At 69.1% G+C, this 16982-nt stretch carries 8 protein-coding genes; 3 read left to right on the forward strand and 5 right to left on the reverse strand.

Annotated features, from left to right (window positions below; all coding sequences use genetic code 11):
* The first annotated feature begins 112 nt into the window (after window positions 1-112).
* Complete coding sequence (locus IAE24_RS27740) at window positions 113-676, forward strand: NUDIX hydrolase (RefSeq protein WP_012205429.1); 564 nt, start codon at window positions 113-115, stop codon at window positions 674-676.
* A 262-nt stretch (window positions 677-938) separates the two neighbouring features.
* Complete coding sequence (locus tag IAE24_RS27745; protein ID WP_199962295.1) at window positions 939-3785, forward strand: chemotaxis protein CheW; 2847 nt, start codon at window positions 939-941, stop codon at window positions 3783-3785.
* Between the two features lie 53 nt (window positions 3786-3838).
* Here IAE24_RS27745 and IAE24_RS27750 read toward each other — a convergent pair whose 3' ends face one another.
* The 5 genes from IAE24_RS27750 to IAE24_RS27770 form a co-directional block, all read right to left on the reverse strand.
* On the reverse strand, window positions 3839-4846 hold the full coding sequence (locus tag IAE24_RS27750; RefSeq protein WP_013802563.1) for a patatin-like phospholipase family protein: 1008 nt from the start codon (window positions 4844-4846) through the stop codon (window positions 3839-3841).
* Window positions 4846-6957, reverse strand: coding sequence for an NAD-dependent DNA ligase LigA (ligA, locus tag IAE24_RS27755; protein ID WP_199962296.1), 2112 nt, complete (start codon window positions 6955-6957; stop codon window positions 4846-4848). Before ligA ends, IAE24_RS27750 begins: the two co-directional genes overlap by 1 nt.
* A gap of 47 nt (window positions 6958-7004) precedes the next feature.
* Entirely contained in the window at window positions 7005-8351 is a 1347-nt protein-coding gene (locus IAE24_RS27760) for a cell division protein ZipA C-terminal FtsZ-binding domain-containing protein (protein WP_065346993.1), read from the reverse strand.
* A 57-nt stretch (window positions 8352-8408) separates the two neighbouring features.
* Window positions 8409-11936 carry a chromosome segregation protein SMC gene (gene smc / locus IAE24_RS27765; protein WP_071955691.1) on the reverse strand — a complete coding sequence of 1176 codons (3528 nt, stop codon included), beginning with the start codon at window positions 11934-11936 and terminating at the stop codon, window positions 8409-8411.
* Between the two features lie 133 nt (window positions 11937-12069).
* Window positions 12070-15348 (reverse strand): bifunctional diguanylate cyclase/phosphodiesterase, encoded by a 3279-nt coding sequence (locus tag IAE24_RS27770; protein WP_199962297.1) that lies wholly within the window; start codon window positions 15346-15348, stop codon window positions 12070-12072.
* A gap of 540 nt (window positions 15349-15888) precedes the next feature.
* On the opposite strand from IAE24_RS27770, the gene IAE24_RS27775 reads away from it, so the two are divergent.
* On the forward strand, window positions 15889-16869 hold the full coding sequence (locus IAE24_RS27775) for a tripartite tricarboxylate transporter substrate binding protein (protein WP_013802568.1): 981 nt from the start codon (window positions 15889-15891) through the stop codon (window positions 16867-16869).
* The last annotated feature ends 113 nt before the right edge of the window (window positions 16870-16982 follow it).

Consider the following 16982-nt stretch of genomic DNA (forward strand, 5'->3'; position numbering starts at 1 on the left):
GGGGAGCACGCTCCCCGGCCTGCCGGCCTTCGTTTTTCTGAACCCACAGTCCGCCGCACGGAATGCCTTCCTGCCTTCCGTCTGGCGGCGCTTTCACTTCCATGGTGTCGGCATGATTTTTCGCAGCCCCATCAAGTTCTGCCGAGCCTGCGGCACGGCCGTGGTCTACCGCATTCCCGACGATGGCGACACGCGCGAACGCGCCGTGTGCCCGCACTGCCACACCATCCACTACGAGAATCCACTGAACGTGGTCGGCACCATCCCCGTCACCGACGACGGCCGCGTGCTGCTGTGCAAGCGCAACATCGAGCCGCGCCGGGGCCTGTGGACCCTGCCTGCCGGCTTCATGGAACTGGCCGAGACCACGGCGCGCGGCGCCCAGCGCGAGACCGATGAGGAAGCCGGTGCCGACATCGAGATGGGGCCGCTGTTTTCCATCGTTGACGTGCCCAAGGTCAGCCAGGTCCACCTGTTCTACCGCGCCCGCCTGCGCAGCGAGCAGTTCTATCCAGGCCCCGAGACCATGGAGGCCCGCCTCTTTGCCGAGGCCGAGATTCCCTGGGAGGAACTGGCCTTTCGCACCGTGCGCGTGACGTTGGAGCGCTACTTCGAGGACCGTGCGGCGGGCCTGCTTGACGCGCACCGCGTGCACTCCATCGACCTGAGCCTGTAGGCGCAAGCACCGCCGTCCGGCACCACCGTGCTGCACGGCAGTGCCGGACGCACCCCGGTGACGCCAGGCCATGCCCCGGCGCGGCGCCGATGGGGCTGCGGGCGGGGCCGTGGATGGGGTGTGGAGGGGGGCTGTCATCCCTGTGTCACCTTGCAGACACATTTAGTCACAAGCTGGCCTCCTTCTTGCTCGTTGCATCAGGCTTTTCCCTGATCGGGGAAAGCGGGTTTCACCCAGCCTGAACCTGACTGCGGAGCGCTCCATGGCCACATCCCTGCCAACCGACCTGATTCTTCCCCACCTGCGGGAACTCAACCGCAACGCCGCCGACCTGCGCGAAATACGGCTCATGTGGCGGCTCATCGAAGCCTCGGCCCGCATGCAGGCCTCGCAGCAGGGGCAGGCCCTGGTGTCCATGCTCACCGACACGCGCCAGGGACTGGAGCAGCTGGAGCAAGGCCTGCTGCAGTCGCAGCTGGCGCAGTCCGCGCAGGAGGCCATGGCCCAGCTGGGCATGCAGTCCACCCATGCCATCGACCTGCTGGTGCGAAGCCTGTACGAGCGCACGGCCGATGTCGGCTTTCTCGCCGCCGATACCGTGCTGTGCGAGGCCATGGCACGGCTTGACGATGGCGATGGCTGTGGCCTGCCCGACATGGCGGCCGGCAGTCTGCGCGCATGGCAGGCACCGCTGCAGGCGCACCTGCAGAGCTACCGAGCCAAGTACACGGTGTATGACGACATCCTGCTGCTGGACACGCAAGGCCAGGTCTGCGCCCGTGCCCAGACACAGGCAGGCGGCAAGCCGCCACCGCCCTGTGCCGAGGCCTGGTTCCAGCAGTCCCTGCAACAGGCCGGCCATGTCAGCCATTTCGGCGCCAGTTGCGTGCTGCCAGGCGCTGACCGCCTGATCTACGCGCAGCGCCTGCTGCACCCACGCACCATGGCGGTGCTCGGCGTGCTGTGCCTGAGCTTCGACTTCGCCGCCGAGATGCAGGCCATCTTTGCCTCGGGCGGGCCGCGCGCCCAGGTGGGACTGCTGCTGGACGAGGGCGGACTGGTCATCGCCAGCAGCGACGCCCACTGGATAGCCCCCGGCAGCCGCGTGCCCATGCACCATGGTGATGCCGTGCAGCCGCTGATCCATGCAGGCCGCACCTACCTGGTGCGCACGGCGCGCGCCCTGCCCTACCAAGGCTATGCCGGACCGCAGGGCTGGCAGACCCAGGTGATGGCACCGCTGGACCTGGCCTTCGCCACGCAGCAAAGACCGCAGGTGCTGCAGGCGCTGGAGCCGGCCATTGCCGAGGGGCTGATGGCCCAGGCGCGCGGCTTTTGCCCGCCGCTGCACGCCATGGCCCGCGCGGCCGACGACATACGCCGCGTGGTCTGGAATGGCCAGGTGCTGGCTGCCAGCCAGGCGCCGGAGTCCCCCGTGCAGGGCGCGGCGCACCCGGACCCGCTGCAGGCCGTGCTGGAGCAGATGGGCGAGACCGGCGACCTGACCCATGCCGTGTTCACACGCGCCATTCACGGCCTGCACGAGACCGCGCTGTCCACCCGGCTGCAGGAGCACAGCACGCTGAACCGGCTGCTGATGGACCTGCTGGAGCGCAATCTCTATGAACGTGCCAACGACTGCCGCTGGTGGGCCCTGACGCCGGGTTTGCAAAAGGTGCTGGAGGACAACAGCGGCTGCCTGGCCCTGTCGGTACAGGCCCACGACAGCGCGCAGCGGCTGCTGGAGCAGCTCAATGCGCTGTACACCGTCTATGCGCGCATTGCGCTGTACGACGCCCAGGGCCTGGTACTGGCCTGCAGCCATGAGGACGAGGCCGGCCTGCCCCTGGCTCCCGGCACGCGCGTGCAGGCATCGGCCCTGCAGGCCACTGTGCTGCTGCGCGATGCCCAGGCCTACCACGTGCAGGAGATGGACGATGGAGGCCTGCCCGTCCATGTCTACCATGCCGCGCTGCGCGCGCCATCGCCTGGGAGTGAACAGGCGCACGGACATGCACACGGCGGCGATCAGGGCCCCGTCATCGGCGGCATCGCCCTGCTGTTCCACACGCGGCGCGAGCTGCAGGCCATGCTGCAGGCCGCAGCGCCAGAGCAGGCAGCAACGGCAGAGCACGCTGCAGCCACCGATCCCGAAGACAGCGGCCTGCCGCGCCTGCCGATGGAAGCTTTCTACGTGGCGCGTGACGGGCGCATCGTCGCCGCCAGCCATGGCGGGCGCCCGCTGGGCAGCTGCATCGCAGGCGTGGCCGGCCTGGCATCGCTGGCCGATGGCGAGGTGCGCAGCAGCATCGAGGAGATCGAGGGCCACTACTGCATCGTCGGCATGGCCGCCGGGCGCGGCTACCGCGAGTTCCGTCTGGACCAGGGCGCGGCACGCGATGCAAAAGAAAGCGCAACGGACGACACACTGGCCGGCCTCGTCAGCCTGAGCCTGCAGCGGCTGGGCCCCGTGCATGCCGATGCGCGCAACCGCGCGCTGCGCCTGGCGTCGGCCACCCGCCTGGATGGTGCCCGGCCCGCCACGCACGGGCACGGGCACGGGCACGGGCGCGCCGCGCATGGCAGCGGCGACGCGCCTGTGGAACTGGCCAGCTTCTACGTGGGCGCCAGCCTGCTTGCCCTGCGCGCGGGCGATGTCTGCGAGGCCCTGCCCGCCAGCGCCATCTCGCCCGTGGCGGCAGGACGGCTGCCGTTTTGCGTGGGCGCGCTGGCACGGCGCAGCCAGGGCAGCGTCAGCGGCTATGTCTGGGTGTTCGACCTGGCCGCGCTGCTGCAGGGCCAGCCCGGCGTGGTCACCGAGCAGTCACAGGTCATCGTGGTCCAGCATGGCGGCCTGCGCGTGGGCCTGCTGGTCAGCGCGCTGCAGGGCGTGCACCGGCTGCCAGCCAGCGCGCTGGTGGATTCGCCCATGCTGAACGCGGCCGACACCGCGACGGCCCTGGTGCGCAAGCTGGTGCATGCCGATTCGGGCCTGCCGCTGATCCAGTGCCTGGACCCCGCCGCGCTGATGCGCAGGCTGCAGCCTTCGCGCGTTGCCGCGGCCAATGCCGACCGCAATGCAGTCAGTGTGGAAAGGGAGGCGGCGTAGCCCGGGCCTATCAGGCATACAAGGCGTGCCGGGTGTGCCGCGCCTGTAACGCCTCAAAGGCCCCAGTGGCGCAGGCCCGGCAACGCGGCCTGCGCTGCCTCGTAGCCTTCGTCGATAGCCTCGCGGGCGCGGTGGAAGTCCAGCAGGCCCAGGTGGGACAAGCGCGGCGCTATCACCAGCTCGGGCGGGTCGCCCGCCATGCGGCTGCGCGTGATGCGCATCTGCATGATGTTGACGCTGGTCATCACCACGTCCAGCAACGAGGGGGGCCGGGGAGGGGGCTCGGTCTCGCGGCCGGCCTCGTCGCGGTGGTGGCCGGGCATCCACCCCATCACGCCGCGCTGCAGCCTGCGCACCCATGCCGTGCCGGCCACGGCGCTGGCCTGGCCGGCCAGGTCCTCGGGCGCCACGCCCTGCTCCACGGCAGGCGGGGCTTCCTCCAGCGGCGGCGCGGCAGCCATGGCGGCGGAGGGAGCCAGCGGCCGCATGTGGCGCCGCATGATGTCGGCATTGAGATCGACCGCGATCACGATGTCCGCGCCCATGGCGCGCGCCAGCGAGGCGGGCACGGGGTTGACGATGCCGCCGTCGACCAGCAGCCGCCCCTCGCGCTGCACGGGCGTGAACAGGCCGGGCAGCGCGATGGAGGCACGCACGGCATCGGCGATGGAGCCCTTGCGCAGCCAGACCTCCGCGCCCGAATGCAGGTCGGTGGCCACGGCGCCGAAGGGAATCTTCAGGTCCTCGATGGCCGAGTCCACGAAGTGCTCGCGCCAGAACGCGATCAGCTTCTCGCCCTTGAGCATGCCGCCCGTGATGTTGAAGTCCATGAAACCGAACACCTTGCGCATGCCCAGTCCCAGCACCCATTCCTCGAAGCGCTGCATCTCGCCAGCCGCATAGGAGGCACCGACCAGGGCGCCGATGGACGAGCCGCAGATGATGTCGGGCCTCAGGCCCGCATCCTCCAGCGCGCGCAGCACGCCGAAATGCGCCCAGCCACGCGCCGACCCGCTGCCCAGCGCCAGGCCGACCACGGGTTTGCGCGGACTCAGCGCCATCAGCGGTCCCCGCCTGCCAGCAGCGCCAGCATGCCCGCCTCGTCCAGCACGGTCACGCCCAGTTCCTCGGCCTTGGCCAGCTTGCTGCCGGCCTCGGCACCGGCCACCACATAGCTGGTCTTCTTGCTGACCGAGCCGGAGACCTTGGCGCCCGCGGCCTCCAGCATCTCCTTGGCCTGGTCGCGGCCCAGCGTGGGCAGCGTGCCCGTGAGCACCACGGTCATGCCGGCCAGCGGCTGGGCGGTCTGCTCGCGCGCCGCGCCCTCTTCCCAGTGCACGCCGCAGGCACGCAGTTGCTCGACCACCTCGCGGTTGTGGGGCTGGGCGAAGAAGGTGTGGATGCTCTCGGCCACGATGGGCCCCACGTCGCGCACCTGCAGCAGTTGCTCGACGCTGGCGTCCATGATGGCGTCCAGCTGGCCGAAGTGGCGGGCCAGGTCCTTGGCCGTGGACTCGCCGACCTGGCGGATGCCCAGGCCGAAGAGGAACCGCGCCAGCGTGGTCTTCTTGGATTTTTCCAGCGCGTCCAGCACGTTCCGGGCCGACTTCTCGGCCATGCGGTCCAGCGATGCCAGGGCCACCAGGCCCAGGCGGTAGAGGTCGGGCAGCGTGCGCACCACGTGGCCGTCCACCAACTGGTCCACGAGCTTGTCGCCCAGGCCCTCGATGTCCATGGCGCGCCGCGCGGCAAAGTGCAGGATGGCCTCCTTGCGCTGCGCCGGGCAGAACAGGCCGCCCGTGCAGCGGTGGTTGGCCTCGCCCTTGGGCCGCGCCACGGCGCTGCCGCAGATGGGGCATGCAGCGGGCATGCGGAAGTTGGGCACATAGGCCGGCCGGTCACCGGGCACGCGGCCCACGACCTCGGGGATCACGTCACCGGCGCGGCGCACGACCACGGTGTCGCCCGTGCGCACGCGCTTTTTGCGGATCTCGAACAGGTTGTGCAGCGTGGCATTGGTGACGATGACGCCGCCCACCGCCACGGGGGCCAGGCGCGCCACGGGCGTGAGCTTGCCCGTGCGGCCGACCTGTATGTCGATACCTTCCATGCGCGTGGGCATTTCCTCGGCCGGGTACTTGTGGGCCACGGCCCAGCGCGGCTCGCGCGAGACAAAGCCCAGCTGGCGCTGCTGGGCCAGGCTGTTGACCTTGTAGACCACGCCGTCGATCTCGTAGGGCAGCGTGGCGCGCTCGGCGCCCATGCGCTGGTGGAAGGCCACCAGCTCGGCCGCACCCTTGGCGATGCAGACCTGGGGCGCCACCGGGAAGCCCCAGTCGCGCAGCGTCTGCAGCATGGCGTAGTGGGTGACGAAGTCGGGGCCGCCCTGGGCAGCCGGCGTGATCTCGCCCAGGCCATAGGCGAAGAAGGACAGCGGGCGCTGCGCCGCAATGCCCGAGTCCAGCTGGCGCACCGAGCCTGCCGCCGCATTGCGCGGATTGGCAAAGCTCTTGCCGCCGGCGGCCTGCTGGCGCTCATTGAGCTTGACGAAGTCGGCGCGGCCCATGTAGACCTCGCCGCGCACCTCGACCACGGGCGGCACGCCCTTGCCTTCGGGCAGGGACAGCGGAATCTTGCGGATGGTGCGGATGTTGTGGGTGACGTCCTCGCCCACCTCGCCGTCGCCGCGCGTGGTGGCCTGCACCAGGCGGCCGTTCTCGTAGCGCAGGTTCATGGCCAGTCCGTCGAACTTGGGCTCGGCCACATACTCCACGGGCGGCGCGCCTTCGGCCAGTTCCAGCTCCTTGCGGATGCGTGCGTCGAAGGCCTCGGCACCCGTGGCCTCGTTGTCGGTCTCGGTGCGGATGCTGAGCATGGGCACGGCATGGCGCACGGGCATCAGGCCGTCGAGCACGGCGCCGATCACGCGCTGCGTGGGCGAGTCCGGGGTGACCAGTTCGGGGTAGGCATCTTCCAGCGCCTGCAATTGCTGGAAGACGCGGTCGTACTCGCCGTCGGGCACGGTGGGCGTGTCCAGCACGTAGTACTCATGCGCCCATTGGTTGAGCTGGGCGCGCAGCGCCTGCACCTTGGCCAGCACCTTGTCGGGGGCGGCCCCGGACTCCGGCGCCGCAGGGGCTGCGCCGGAGAAAAGATCCAGATTGTCATTCATGGGGTTGAGGCCAGGAGCCTGTTGTGCACCAGGGGCACCGCGCCGCGTCAACTGAACAGTCGCCGCGCCAGCATGGAGCCCGCCGACAGCTCGCGGCTGTCGAGCTTGTCATAGAGATGTTCCAGGTCGTGCTGGATGGGGTCCAGCGCCATGGCCGGCAGCAGGTAGCCGTTCTGGTCGCAGAGCACGCCGTCCATGGTCTGGCAAAGGCGCTCGGCCACCTGGCGCAACTGCACGAAGGCCTGCTCGCCGCGCGGCACCTGGGGCACGTCCAGGCTCAGCAGGAACTCGCGCACCACCGAGGTGTCCAGGTCGTCGGCCATGGCCGCCTGCGGGTCGTAGTTGAGCACCAGCACCGGCGGCATGCCGGGCGTGGGCGAAGGCAGGGCCATGCGCCCGGGCATGGAGCCCGGCAGAAAGCCCTGGCGCGATGCGTTCTGCTGCACGTAGCCCGCGCTCCAGGAGGCCTGGCGTGCGCGCAGCATGAAGGTGAGCTGGGCGTCGTGCTCGCTGGCGAACTGGTCGAGCTCGCGCGCTCGCGCCACTTCCTGCAGCATGTCGGGCACGTCGGGCGTGGCGCCCAGCGCGTCGGCAAAGCGCTGCACCTTGGCAACGAACTCGGAAAACTCGATCTCGTTGAGCGCACCCGTGCGGTTGGCCAGCTGCACGCCGGCCTGAAAACCCAGGTAGCGCTGGCCGGGCTGCAGTGGCTCCCACTGGTGGGTGGACTGGTTCATGCCCTCGATCGCAAAGGGCTTGTTGCCCGCGCGCCGCGTGGCGGGCTGGGCCTGCAGCGCCAGTTCGCCAGGCACGGCCTGGCCGACCTGCACGGGGGCAATCGCGTCGATCAGCGCATCCAGACCCGGCCGGCTGGCGGCCGCGCTGGTCAGGGCCGCGTCGTTGAGGGAAGGCTCGATGGACTGCGGTGCCGACGGGGACGCCGCAGGCGCGGACACAGATTCAGATGCGGGTGCCGATGCGCTGGCGTCTTCGCCCGCCTGCAGGGCATGGGCGGCCTGCGCGGACTGCACTGCCTGGGCGGCCTTGGCAGCCAGCGCAGCCTGGGCCGCGGCCTGGCGCTGCTGCTCTTCGAGCTGGACCAGATGGGCCAGCTCGGCATCGGTTTCGGCGAAGCGGTCCGCGGAGGCGGGGCTCTGGCCCGGCGCGGCGGTGCCGAAGTCGCCCAGCACGGGCTCGCGCAGGCTGTGCGTCAGGTCCGGGCCGTGGCCCACGGTGTCCATGCCGGGCTCATGGCGCGAGGGATCGCGCTGCGCTTCATCGACGGGGTCGGCGCGCTTGGGTGCATTGCGGCGCGCGGACCAGCTGTTGTAGGCAAGGATCAGGGCCAGCACCACAAAGCCCAGGACGGCCAGACTGATTTGCAGGTTACTCATGGAATGAAGGAATGAAACGTCGTTCCAGCAAAGGGGTTTGAAAGGTTGCGGACATGCTCAGGATAGCTCAGCCATGGACAGCGCGGACTCCATGTCCACGGCCACGATGCGGGACACGCCCTGCTCCTGCATGGTCACGCCGATGAGCTGCTGGGCCATTTCCATGGCGATCTTGTTGTGGCTGATGAACAGGAACTGCGTGCTCTTGCTCATGCTGGCCACCAGCTTGGCATAGCGCTCGGTGTTGGCATCGTCCAGCGGCGCATCCACCTCGTCCAGCAGACAGAACGGGGCCGGGTTGAGCTGGAAGATGGCGAAGACCAGGGCAATCGCCGTCAGCGCCTTCTCGCCACCGGACAGCAGGTGAATCGTCTGGTTCTTCTTGCCGGGCGGCTGCGCGATCACCTGCACGCCCGAGTCCAGGATTTCATCGCCCGTGATGACCAGCTTGGCCTGCCCGCCGCCGAACAGCTCGGGAAACATGCGCCCGAAATGCCCGTTCACGGTCTCGAAGGTGCCCGACAGCAGCTCGCGCGTCTCGGCATCGATCTTGCGGATGGCATCTTCCAGCGTGTTCATGGCCTGGGTCAGGTCCTCGGTCTGCGCGTCGAGGAAGGTCTTGCGCTCGCGCGCCAGCTTCAGCTCGTCCAGCGCCGCCAGGTTGACCGCGCCCAGGGCCGCGATCTCGCGGTGCAGGCGGTCGATCTCGCCCTGCAGGCCGTGCATGCGCACATTGGCCTCGGCAATGGACTGGGAGACGGCGGCCAGGTCGGCGCCCGCCTCTTCCAGCAAGGTGGAGTACTGCTCCAGGCCCAGGCGCGCGGCCTGCTCCTTGAGCTGGAATTCGGTGATGCGCTGGCGCAGCGGGTCCAGCGCCTTTTCCAGTTGCTGGCGGCGTTCGTCGCTGGCGCGCAGCTTGTTGGTCAGGTCGTCATATTCGCTGCGGCGCGCGGCCACGGCCTGCTCGCGCTGCATCTTCAAATCCAGCGCATCCTGCAGGCCGCCCTGGGCCGCGGCATCGGTCAGGCGCGTGAGCTCGTCCTGGGCGCGCTGCTGCTCGTCGGCCAGCGAGCGGGCCTGCTGGCTGGCGGTCTCTATGGTGCGGCTGAGTTCGCCCCGGCGCGCTTCCAGGCTGCGGCGCGAGAACGTGGCCTCCTGGGCCTGGCGTTCCAGCGTGCGCAGCTGCTCGCGCGATTCGTTCAGGCGCCGCTCGGACTCCAGCACCTTGTCACCGAGCTGGGCATGGCGCTCCTGGCTATCGGCCAGTTGCATGTCCAGTTCCTCGAAGCGGGCCTCGGCCGCCACGCGGCGCTCCTCGATGTCGGACAGCTGGGCCTCGACCTCGGCCAGGTCGGCGCTGATCTGGGCATTGCGCGCACGGGCCTGCTCGGCCAGCTGCGACAGGCGCAGGGTCTCGACCTGCAGCTCATGGGCACGGCTTTGCGATTCGCTGGCCTCTCGCCGGGCGCTGACCAGGCGCTGCGAGGCCTCGGCATAGGCGCTTTCGGCACGCACCAGGGCCGTGCGCGATTCGTCGGAGATCAGCGCCTGGGCGCGCACTTCCTTTTCAAGGTGCTCGATTTCCTGGGCGCGTGCCAGCAGGCCGGATTGCTCCGAGTCCTGCGCATAAAAGCTCACGCTGTGGCTGCTGACGGCATGGCCCGTGGGCACGTAGACGGTTTCACCGGGCCGCAGTTCGCCGCGACGCGACAGCGCCTCTTCCAGCGTGGGCGCCGTGTAGCAGTCCTGCAGCCAGTCGCCGAGCACGGCGCGCAGGCCGGCATCGTTCACGCGCAGCAGGTCCGACAGGTGCTGCCAGCGGCCGGCGGCCGGCGCGGGCGCGCCCTGCGGCGGGCTGAAGAAGGCCAGGCGCGCGGGCGGCGCATCGTGCCCGCCTGAGCCCAGAAAGCCACGCACCATGTCGAGCCGGCCCACTTCGAGCGCGCCCAGGCGCTCGCGCAGCGCGGCCTCCAGCGCGTTTTCCCAGCCGGGCTCGATGGCAATGCGGCTCCACAGGCCCTGCATGCCGTCCAGGCCGTGCTTGGCCAGCCAGGGCTGGAGCTTGCCGTCTGTCTTGACCTTTTCCTGCAGGGCCTTGAGCGCTTCCAGCCGCGCCGACAGGTCCGCGTGGCGCGCGGCCTCGGCATTGACGGCCTGCTGGCGCGTGCGGCGGTCCTCGTCGAGCTGGGGCACGGAGTCCTGCAGCTCGTTGAGCACGGCATCGGCCATTTCAGCCAGTTCGCGCGCCTCTTCCAACTGGGACTGCAGATTGTTCAGGCGGGCCTCGTCGGGCGTCTCCAGGGCGTTGCGGTCGGCGCGCAGGCGCTCGAAGCGGGTCTCGAACTGGCGGCGCTGCTCGTCCAGGCTGCGCTGCTCGGCGGCCAGCACCTGGATCTGCTGCTGCACCTGGACCACGCTGGCGCGCTGGTCGGTGTCAGCCTTCTGGGCATTGCGCAGGGCGTCCTCCAGGTCGGGCAGGCGCATGCTTTGCTCCTCGACCTGGGCGGCCAGCATCTCGGCCTGTTCCTCGGCGTCCATGCCGGCGCCTTCGAGGTTCTCGATCTCGGCTTCGGCTTCCTCGCGGCGGCTGTTCCACAGCAGCACCTGCTCGGACAGCTGCTGCAGCCGCTGCTGCACGCGCTGGCGGCCTTCGAGCACGTAGCGGATCTCGGCCTCCAGCTTGCCGACTTCGGCCGTGGATTCGTAGAGCTTGGCCTGGGCCTGGTTGACCTGGTCGCTGGCGTCGTAGTGCGCCTGGCGCAGGGTTTCGAGCCCGCTTTCGTTGTTGCGGATGTCGGCCATGCGCTCTTCGAGCTCGTTGACGGCCTGCAGGCCCTCCACGCGCACGCGGTCCTGCTCGGCCTCGGCCTCGGCGCGCTTGAGGAACCACAGCTGCTGCTGCTTGAGCGTGACCTGGGACTGCAGCGCGTTGTACTGGGCCGCCACCTCGGCCTGCTTTTCCAGCCGGTCGAGGTTGTTGTTGAGCTCGCGCAGGATGTCTTCCACGCGCGTGAGGTTCTCGGTGGTGGCCGAGAGCCGGTTCTCGGTCTCGCGCCGGCGCTCCTTGTACTTGGACACGCCTGCGGCCTCTTCGAGGAACAGGCGCAGTTCCTCGGGGCGCGACTCGATGATGCGGCTGATCGTGCCCTGCCCGATGATGGCGTAGGCCCGCGGGCCCAGGCCCGTGCCCAGGAACACGTCCTGCACATCGCGGCGGCGCACGGCCTGGTTGTTGATGAAGTAGCTGCTGTTGCCCTCGCGCGTGAGCACGCGCTTGACGGCGATCTCGCCGAACTGGCCCCACTGGCCACCCGCGCGGTGGTCACTGTTGTCGAACACCAGCTCCACGCTGGAGCGGCTGGCCGGCTTGCGGTGCGTGGTGCCGTTGAAGATCACGTCCTGCATGGACTCGCCGCGCAGCTCGCTGGCCTTGCTCTCGCCCAGCACCCAGCGCACCGCATCCATGATGTTGGACTTGCCGCAGCCGTTGGGGCCCACCACGCCCACCAGTTGCCCCGGCAGCATGAAGTTGGTGGGCTCGGCGAAGGACTTGAAGCCGGACAGCTTGATGGAATTCAGGCGCACGATGCAGGCAGATGGCGGTCCGCGGCGAACGGACGAATGAGGACGTGGGGGAACAACAGGGAAGCTCGGAATGATACCGCGCGCCACCCCTGCTCAAGAATGGAAAGCGGCCCGCGCGGGGCCGTGTCGAATGTCAAGAATGGTTTGAGGGGGCGTCCGGCACCCCGCTGCCATCCGTGCACTCCAGCACCTGGGGCCGGTCCTGCGCCTGCTGCGGCAGGTTCGCCGGGCTCAGGGCCGGAGGGCGCGACACGATGGCCTGGCGCACCAGTGCCTCGAAGCTGCGCACGGGCACGGGCGGGCTGAGCAGGTAGCCCTGCCAGGCGTGGCAGTGCTGGTCTTCGAGGAACTGGCGCTGCGCCTCGGTCTCCACACCCTCGGCGATGACCTGCAGGCCCAGGCTGGTACCCAGGGCGACGATGGTGCGTGCAATGGCCGCGTCGTTGGGGTCGCTGAGCACGTCGCGCACGAAGCTGCGGTCGATCTTGAGCTGGTCCAGCGGCAGGCGCTTGAGATAGGCCAGCGAGGAGTAGCCGGTGCCGAAGTCGTCCAGCGAGAACCCCACGCCGTGTGCCTTGAGCGTGGCCATCTTGGCCGCCGTGTCGTCCACGTCGGCCAGCAGCAGGCTTTCGGTCAGCTCCAGCTTGAGCAGGCGCGGATTGGCACCGTGCTCCTTGAGCGCCTGCAGCACCTGCTCAACGAAGCGCGCCTGGTGGAACTGGCGCGGGCTGACGTTGACGGCCAGCATCAGGCAGGCCATGTCCGGCTCCGCCGCCCATTGCGCCAGTTGCCGGCAGGCCTCGCCCAGCACCCATTCGCCCAGTTGCTGGATCAGGCCCGTTTCCTCGGCCAGCGAGACGAAGAGCGACGGCGGCACCAGCCCTTCGCGCGGGTGGTTCCAGCGCAGCAGGCCCTCGGCGCCGACGATGCGCCCGTTCGCCACCTGCGGCTGGTAGTACAGGACGAATTGCGAGCGCACCAGGCCCTCGCGCATTTCCTGCTCCATGGCCGTGCGCGATCTGAGCACGGCCTGCAGTTGCGGATCGAAGAACTGCAGCGTGTTGCGCCCCATGCCCTTGGCCTGGTACATGGCCATCTCGGCACGGCGCAGGACCTCGTCGGCACTGAGCTCCTGCTCGCCGAACAGGCTGGCGCCGATGCTCAGCGTGATGTGGCAGGACTGGCCACTCAGTTGCAGCGGTTGCAGCAGCAGCGAACGCATGCGCTGGACCTCGCCTTCGAGCTTGGAGGCGGCGTGCATGGAGTCCTTGCCCAGGTCCTCCAGCAGCACGACGAAGTCATCGCCGCTGTGGCGGGCCAGCGTGGCCTCGCGGCCCAGGGACTGGGCCAGTCGCTCGGCAATCATGCGCAGCAGCACGTCGCCCAGTTCCAGCCCCAGGCTGTCGTTGAAGGCCTTGAAGTTGTCCACGTCCAGCAGCATGACGGCGCCACAGCGCCCGCGACGGCGGCTGGAGGCCAGCGCCTGCTGCAGCCGGTCCACCAGCAGGCGGCGGTTGGGCAGGCCGGTGAGCGCATCGTAGAAGGCCAGGCGGCGAATTTCCTCTTCGGCGGTCTTGCGCTGGCTCTGGTCCTGCAGGATCAGCAGGCAGCCTTCGTCCAGCAGCATGCCGCCGATGGATACGGAGCGCGCGCAGCCGTCGCTGCCTATGAGCTGGTACTCCTCGGAGTTGAGGGTGCCGCAGCTGTCGGACTCGCTGCCATGGGGGCTTTGGGCAACGCGCGCCCGCGCCTGCGCAGCCTCGAAGCGGCGCTGCATGCGCTGGCGGCGGGCTTCATCCGGGCACATGTTGCGCCACCAGCCGTCGCCATCCATGCCGGCCGTGGCGCCATGGCCTGCCAGGCGCATGAATTCCTCGTTCCAGTAGGCGAAGCGGCCATCCTCCTGCAGCATGGCCAGGCCCAGGGGCAGGCGCTGGATGACCATGCGCAGGTGGCGCGATCCGTCGCGCTGCATTTGCTGCAAGTGGCGGCGCGCGCTGATGTCCTGCACCAGGGCCATCAGCCGCAGCGATGGGCCGTGGCCCAGCGCGGAGATGTGCAGTTCCACCCAGACCAGGCTGCCGTCGCTGCGCCGCAGCTGCCGCTCGATCTGCAGGGCGCGGCGCTGGCCCGCAGCCAGTTCCTGCAGCAGCAGCCTGTCGCCCTCCACCGTTTCGGCGGCCACCAGGGCCAGCAGGGGGCGCTGGCACAGCTGCTGTGCCTCGTGGCCGGTGATGTCGCAATACCTGCGGTTCACATGCAGGACATTGCCGTTGGCCGCGTCGATCTGCACCACGCCCACGGCGGCCTGCTCGAACAGTGCCTGAAAGCGGGCATCGCTCTCGCGCATGCTGCGGGAAGAGGCACGCAGCTGCGCCCAGCTGGACGGATGGCGCCGCCACCAGGCTGCCGCCAGCGAGGCCAGCAGGACTGACACCAGCATGCCCAGCGCAAACAACACCAGGGGCTGGGCACGCTCGGTCCAGGACAGGGCCGTGCTCACGGGAATGAAGTTCAGCCGCCACAGCCGGTCCTGGGCCTGCAGCGTCTGCTCCAGCACCACCTGGCCGGTATCGCCCAGGCCTACCGCTTCCTGCCCGCGCTCGGGCCAGGCAGCACCCAGATACAGCGGCAGCGGCGATACGCCGGCCGGCGGCAGGGGCGAGACCGGGCCTGCGTCATGCATGGCCAGCGCTAGCCGGCCCAGGAAGCCGCGCTCATGCAGGTCCTGCACCAGGTCGTGCACACGAATGCTGACGTCGGCCGTTCCCAGGAACTGCGGATGCGCTGCCGTGCCATCCGGGGACTGGTGGTCCGCCAGCGCAAAGACAGGCGCGCGCACCAGCACGGCGGTGGCATGCTCGCCGGGCTGCTTCATGGCAAACGGCGCCGAGACCACGGCGGCCGCGCTGTCCCGGCTGCGCAGCATGCTGGCCATGAGACTGGGGCGGTCGTGCATGTCCAGGCCGGCGATGGATTCATTGCCTTCCACCGGCCAGAGATAGTCGATGAAGAAATAGTGGGGATCGGGCCTGAACGAGGCCGACGGATCCTGGCTGGCCTGACCGCGCTCCGTTGCGGCCCGCGTAAAGGTCAGCGCCTGCATGCCGGGCTGTATCTGTATGCGCAGCGCCTGCGCAATGCGCGCAAAGGCCTGCTGCCCCATCTCGGGAGAGGCGGCCAGCTGGTTGGCCACATGCTGGACCATGACGGCATAGGCATCCAGGCGCATCTCCAGCGCCTGGCGGGCAGACTGGGCCTGTTGCGTATGGCGCTGCAGGTCGATGCGCTCCAGCGCCCGCTGCTGCTGCAAGGCGAGCGCGGCGCTCAGGCACATGCCCACCGCCATGACGGTGGCGGCTGGCCAGGCGGTCCGGATGGCTACAAGCGTGCGCTGGGCAAAAGCTGACATGGAGCGGCTAAGGCTGAATAGGCAGTCACGGGGAATCGGTCCAGGAGCACGGAACCACTCGTTGCCAGCCCCATGGCCAGCCACCCGAAAAGGCCGGGCAGGCCATGTGGAGCAGAGAGCGAGGATAAATGGATTTCGGCACCCGGCAGGCAAATCATATGTAAGACAAATCCTACAAACGCCTTTGCTCTATCGTCGGAATGCGCTCTTGCTGAAGACCTCCACGGGCAAACCCTAGACTGCAGGCAGCAAGGTGCTTGCACCCGGCTCCCTGTGCCCGAGCCCGCCGGGCCTGCCGGGCCTTGCCAGGCACCAGGGGTGGAGGGCGAGGCATTGCACAAGCCCTCATCCATGAAATCAGAGGCGGCAGTTTTGAAACATCAATGAAACGAATGGCGCGGCAGCAGGTGGCGCTGCAGCCCTTCAGCCTCTGGCAGCAGGCTGCGGGGCTTGCACGGGTTTCCCCTTGAGTCGGATGGCATGCCGCTTGCAACAAGCCTGGTGCACTGCCAACCATAACTCTGCAGGAGACACCAACCCATGAGCATCAACCGCCGCCGCTTTTGCGCCGCCCTGCCCGCCCCGCTGGCCGGCCTTGCGCTGCCGCACCAGGGCCTGGCCCAGGAGGCCTTTCCCAGCAAGTCGCTGAAGATCGTCTGCCCCTTCGCACCCGGCGGCGGTTCGGACTTCATTGCGCGCGTGGCCTCCAACGTGCTCAACGACAGGCTGGGCCAGCCCGTGGTGGTGGAGAACCGGCCGGGCGCCGGTGGCACGCTGGGCACCGAGTACGCGTTGCGCTCGGCGGCCGATGGCTACACGCTGCTGCTGGTGGCGGGCAGCTATACGGTCAACCCTTCGCTGTACAAGCTGCGCTTCGACCCCGTGGCCGACATGACGCCCGTGATCCAGCTGTCCAAAGGCGCCTACGTGGTCTGCGTGAGCCCCCGCGTGCCCGCCAGAAACCTGCAGGAACTGCTGACCTATGCGCGTGAGAACCCGGGCAAGCTGACCTTTGCCTCGGCCGGCAATGGCAGCCATCTTCACATCGTCACCGAGTACCTGTTCGGCATGGCCAAGGTCAAGGCCACGCATGTGCCCTATCGGGGCACGGGCCCGGCCGTGACCGATCTGCTGTCGGGCAACGTGGACATGCTGGTGGCCGGCACCGAGGCGCTGATGCAGCACGTCAAGAGCGGCAAGCTGCACGCCCTGGCCGTGACCACGGCCCAGCGCCTGCCCGCCTATCCCGAGATTCCGTCGGTGGCCGAAAGCGGCCTGCCGGACTATGACGTGGTGGCCTGGCACGGCCTGCTCGCGCCCAAGGGCCTGCCGCCCGCCGTGCTGTCGCGCATCAATGCGGCGTTGGACACCGGCCTCAAGGCGCCGGCACTGCTGGCCCAGCTGGAGCCCACGGGCGTGTCCCCGGCAGGCGGCACACCGGCCCAGTTCGGCGCCCTGATCCAGTCCGAGATTCCCCGCTACGCCAAGGTGGTGAAAGACAACGAAATCCGCGCACAGTAATCGGCGCACAGCAATCGGCCCACGCAGGCCCGAGAATCCATCCGCCCCCATGACCTCCCGCTACAAGAAACCCCTGCCCGGCACCACGCTGCACTACATCGACGCCCGCGCCG

It is taken from the genome of Delftia sp. S65 (assembly GCF_016516495.1).
Classification (GTDB): domain Bacteria; phylum Pseudomonadota; class Gammaproteobacteria; order Burkholderiales; family Burkholderiaceae_C; genus Comamonas; species Comamonas acidovorans.

Bases quoted from the DNA above. Each gene is read 5' to 3' on its own strand.
- IAE24_RS27740 (WP_012205429.1), top strand. From the start codon at position 113: ATGATTTTTCGCAGCCCCATCAAGTTCTGCCGAGCCTGCGGCACGGCC.
- IAE24_RS27775 (WP_013802568.1), top strand. From the start codon at position 15,889: ATGAGCATCAACCGCCGCCGCTTTTGCGCCGCCCTGCCCGCCCCGCTG.
- IAE24_RS27760 (WP_065346993.1), bottom strand. From the start codon at position 8,351: ATGAGTAACCTGCAAATCAGTCTGGCCGTCCTGGGCTTTGTGGTGCTG.
- ligA (WP_199962296.1), bottom strand. From the start codon at position 6,957: ATGAATGACAATCTGGATCTTTTCTCCGGCGCAGCCCCTGCGGCGCCG.
- IAE24_RS27750 (WP_013802563.1), bottom strand. From the start codon at position 4,846: ATGGCGCTGAGTCCGCGCAAACCCGTGGTCGGCCTGGCGCTGGGCAGC.
- IAE24_RS27745 (WP_199962295.1), top strand. From the start codon at position 939: ATGGCCACATCCCTGCCAACCGACCTGATTCTTCCCCACCTGCGGGAA.
- IAE24_RS27770 (WP_199962297.1), bottom strand. From the start codon at position 15,348: ATGTCAGCTTTTGCCCAGCGCACGCTTGTAGCCATCCGGACCGCCTGG.